Origin of the sequence: Parasynechococcus sp. (genome assembly GCF_042954245.1) — a bacterium.
Lineage (GTDB): Bacteria > Cyanobacteriota > Cyanobacteriia > PCC-6307 > Cyanobiaceae > Parasynechococcus.
Window position 1 is genome coordinate 1 of sequence record NZ_JBGKDP010000166.1, and the last position, 3,972, is coordinate 3,972.

Sequence of the window (3,972 nt, forward strand, 5' to 3'; positions counted from 1 at the left end):
CTCACTATCGAATACCGCTTCCCGGTGATCAGCATCTTTTCCGGCGAGGTGTTCATGGACGCCGGCACCGATTTCGGCACCCAGAAGGATGTGCCCGGCCAGCCGGGTCTGCTGCTGGATAAGAGCGGCTCCGGTATTTCAGTGGGTGCCGGCGTGATCGTGACCACGCCGGTTGGTCCGCTACGCGTCGAGGTGGCCACCAAAGACTTCACCTCCGATTACCGGTTCAATCTGGGCGTGGGCTGGAAGTTCTAGTGACAAGCTGGCCTCAGGACTACTCCGCTGCCTGGACATTGGCGGCGGAAACATCACGTTCTGGCGTCGGTCTCCACAGTGGAGCTGACGCCACAGTGGAGCTACGGCCGACGGATCAGCCGGGATTTCACATGCGTTTGCCGGGGATTAAGCAACCGATTCAGCTTCGGCCGGATCAGGTGCGCGACAGCCCGTTGTGCACAACCTTGGATCTGGGCTCCAGCAAGGTGGCCACCGTCGAACATCTGCTGGCGGCCCTGGCTGGTTGTGGGCTCAGCCATGTGGAGATTGGCCTGAGTGGCCATGAAGTTCCTCTGCTGGATGGCTCAGCTCTGGGGTGGGTGGAGGCCATCGCCGCTGCTGGTTTGGTGTCGGCGGCCACCTCGCGGCCGGTACCACCGCGGCTGGAGCAGCCCCTGCTGCGCAACCGCGGCAACAGTGTGATCACCGCCATCCCGTCCGATCGCTTTGGCGTTGTGGGGATCATTGATTTCCCGCAGGCGGCCATTGGTCGTCAGCAGTTCGCCCTGGAGCTCACGCCCCAACGCTTCGTCGATGAGATTGCACCGGCACGCACCTTTGGTTTCCGGGAGCAGGTGGAGCAGCTGCGTGCTGCCGGATTGATCCAGGGTGGAGCCTTGGACAATGCCCTGGTCTGTGACGGTGATCAGTGGATGAATCCACCGCTGCGGTTTGAGGATGAACCGGTGCGCCATAAGCTCTTGGACTTAATTGGCGACCTGGCCCTCGTCGGTTTTCCCCAGGCACAGGTTCTTGTGTACAAGGGATCCCATGGTCTTCACACCGATCTCGCAGCCGCTTTGTGACTGAATCCACCACCCCAGATGTCGTGCTCACCAGCGAGCAGATCGCAGGTTTGCTCCCTCACCGTTACCCCTTCGCTTTGGTGGATCGGGTCATCGCTCATGAGCCCGGGGTTTCGGCTACGGCGATCAAAAACGTGACCATGAACGAGCCCCAGTTCCAGGGGCATTTCCCCGAGCGTCCGCTGATGCCTGGGGTGCTGATTGTCGAGGCTATGGCGCAAGTGGGTGGTCTGATCGTCACCCAGATGCCCGATCTGCCGAAGGGACTGTTCGTTTTCGCCGGCATTGACGGGGTACGCTTCCGGCGCCCTGTGGTTCCTGGAGATCAGCTGGTGATCCGCTGTGAACTGGTCAGCCTCAAGCGCAAACGCTTCGGCAAGGTCAAGGCTGAGGCCACGGTGGACGGCGATCTGGTCTGCTCCGGGGAATTGATGTTCTCCCTAGTGGACTGAGCGGGATGTCGCAGCAAAGGGCTTCACAGCATATCCACCCCACGGCGGTGGTGGACCCAAAGGCCGAGCTCGCTGCCGGCGTGGTGATCGGCCCCGGTGCGGTAGTCGGCCCCGAGGTGGTGATCGGAGAGAACACCTGGATCGGACCCCATACCGTCTTGGATGGTCGGCTGACCCTGGGTCGTGACAACAAGGTGTACCCAGGCGCCTGCCTTGGTCTTCCGCCCCAGGATCTCAAGTACCGCGGTGCCAACACCGAGGTGTTGATCGGTGATAGAAACACGCTGCGGGAATGCGTGACGATCAACCGCGCCACCGAAGAGGGTGAGGTGACCCGCATCGGCACTGGCAACCTGCTGATGGCCTATTGCCATCTGGGCCACAACTGCGATCTGGGCAATAACATCGTCATGTCCAATGCCATTCAAGTGGCAGGCCATGTGGTGATCGAAGACCATGCTGTAGTTGGTGGTTGTCTGGGCATTCACCAGTTCGCTCACATCGGTGGAATGGCGATGGTGGGCGGGATGACCCGCGTCGACCGGGATGTGCCCCCCTATTGCCTGGTGGAAGGCCATCCGGGCCGGGTGCGGGGGTTGAACCGCGTGGGCCTGCGCCGCAGTGGCCTGGCTGCTAACCACGATGGCGCTGAACTCAAGCAGCTTCAGGAGATCTGGACCCTGATGTACCGCTCTGACCTGGTGATTGCTGACGCGATTCAGCAGGCCCGCAGCCAGCCCTTGCTGCCGGCAGCTGAGCATTTCTGCCGGTTCCTTGAAGCCTCCACGGGTCAGGGCCGACGGGGTCCGATGCCAGTGCAGAGCCGCTGATGGTTCGGCTGCTGATCAGCACCGGGGAGGTCTCCGGTGATCTGCAGGGCAGCCTGTTGATTCACGCCCTGCGGTTGGAGGCGGATCGACGGGGGCTAGAACTGGAGCTCCTGGCCTTGGGTGGCCCGCGCATGGCGGCGGCGGGTGCGGTTTTGATCGCCGACACCGCGCCGATGGGGGCCATCGGCCTCTGGGAGGCCGTCCCGTTGATTCTTCCCACGCTTCGGCTGCAGGCCCGGGTGGATGCATTGTTGGAGGACCAGCCCCTTGATGGGGTGGTGTTGATCGACTACGTCGGGGCCAATGTGCGCCTGGGTACAAGGCTGCGGCGCCAGCAGCCCGAGCTGCCGATCACTTACTACATTGCACCACAAGAGTGGGCCTGGCGCTTTGGCGATGGCAACACCACCCGTCTGATTGATTTCACCGACAGGATTCTGGCGATTTTCCCGGCGGAGACTGAGTTCTATACCGCCCGCGGTGCGGATGTGAGCTGGGTGGGCCATCCCCTGTTGGACAGCTTCCAGAACCTGCCCGATCGCGCCAGCGCCCGCCGCCAACTGGGTCTGGATCCTGAGGCACCGGTGCTGTTGCTGCTGCCGGCCTCGCGGCCCCAGGAGTTGCGCTACTTGATGCCACCGTTGGCCAAGGCGGCAGCCCTGATGAAGCAAAGTCACCCCGATCTTCAGGTGCTTCTTCCCGCTGGGCTTGCGGCATTCGAAGCACCCCTGGCGGCAGCGCTGCAGGAGGCCGGCATCCGCCATGGCCGGGTGATTCCCGCGGCTGAAGCGGATGGGCTGAAGACCACCCTCTGTGCGGCGGCGGATCTTGCCTTGGGCAAATCCGGCACGGTGAATCTGGAACTTGCCCTGCAGGGAGTTCCTCAGGTGGTGGGGTATCGTGTGAGCCGCCCGACGGCCTGGGTTGCCCGCCACGTACTGCGCTTCCAGGTTGATCACATTTCGCCGGTGAATCTGTTGCTCAAGCAGCGTTTGGTGCCAGAGCTGCTGCAGGACGAACTCACTGCCGAAGCCCTGGTGGAGAGGGCGCTTCCTCTGTTGACCGCCACACCGGAGCGCCACGCCATACTGGAGGGGTACGAGCGGCTGCGGGCCACCCTGGGGCCCCCCGGCGTCACCGAGCGGGCTGCCAAGGCCATCTTTGATCAGGTGATCCGATGAAGCGAACTCTGCTGCTGCTGTTCACCTGCCTGATGCTGCTCAGCAGGCCCCAGCAGGCCATGGCTGAGTTGCAGACGGCGGTCTTTGCTGGTGGCTGTTTCTGGTGTCTGGAGCACGACCTAGAGGATCTGCCGGGGGTGCGTGATGCCGTGAGCGGCTACAGCGGCGGGCAGGTGGAGCGCCCCACCTACCGGCAGGTGAGCAGTGAGACGACGGGGCATCAGGAAGCGGTACAGGTGCGTTTTGACCCGGAGCAAATCAGCTACGCGGAGCTGCTGCGCAGCTACTGGCGCAATGTGGATCCGCTCGATGGCGGCGGGCAGTTCTGCGATCGCGGTGATTCCTATCGGCCTGTGATCTTCACCGGTGATGCTGAGCAAGCCCGGGAGGCGGAACGCAGTGCCGCCGCCGCTGCTGCTGAGCTCGG

General features: G+C 63.1%; 6 protein-coding genes. All 6 read left to right on the forward strand.

The genetic code is table 11. The annotated features are described in order from the left end of the window. Nucleotides 1–255: BamA/TamA family outer membrane protein (locus tag ACGVJ8_RS07410; RefSeq protein WP_392346833.1), on the forward strand; the 255-nt coding region annotated here is incomplete at its 5' end. Next, the gene (gene lpxC, locus ACGVJ8_RS07415) at nt 255–1,082 is read left to right on the forward strand and encodes a UDP-3-O-acyl-N-acetylglucosamine deacetylase (protein WP_392346835.1); all 828 of its coding nucleotides are present in this window, start codon (nt 255–257) and stop codon (nt 1,080–1,082) included. The genes ACGVJ8_RS07410 and lpxC, both read left to right, overlap by 1 nt. Beyond that, nucleotides 1,079–1,534 carry a 3-hydroxyacyl-ACP dehydratase FabZ gene (fabZ, locus tag ACGVJ8_RS07420; protein WP_392346837.1) on the forward strand — a complete coding sequence of 152 codons (456 nt, stop codon included), beginning with the start codon at nt 1,079–1,081 and terminating at the stop codon, nt 1,532–1,534. Before lpxC ends, fabZ begins: the two co-directional genes overlap by 4 nt. 5 nt (nt 1,535–1,539) lie before the next feature. Further along, nucleotides 1,540–2,364: an acyl-ACP--UDP-N-acetylglucosamine O-acyltransferase gene (lpxA, locus tag ACGVJ8_RS07425; RefSeq protein ID WP_392346839.1), complete on the forward strand. Its 825-nt coding sequence runs from the start codon at nt 1,540–1,542 to the stop codon at nt 2,362–2,364. Continuing rightward, nucleotides 2,364–3,545 (forward strand): lipid-A-disaccharide synthase, encoded by a 1,182-nt coding sequence (gene lpxB / locus ACGVJ8_RS07430; protein WP_392346841.1) that lies wholly within the window; start codon nt 2,364–2,366, stop codon nt 3,543–3,545. The genes lpxA and lpxB overlap by 1 nt, the downstream gene beginning before the upstream one ends. Further along, nucleotides 3,542–3,972, forward strand: a 431-nt coding sequence (gene msrA / locus ACGVJ8_RS07435) for a peptide-methionine (S)-S-oxide reductase MsrA (RefSeq protein ID WP_392346843.1), incomplete at its 3' end; no start/stop codon positions are given. The genes lpxB and msrA, both read left to right, overlap by 4 nt.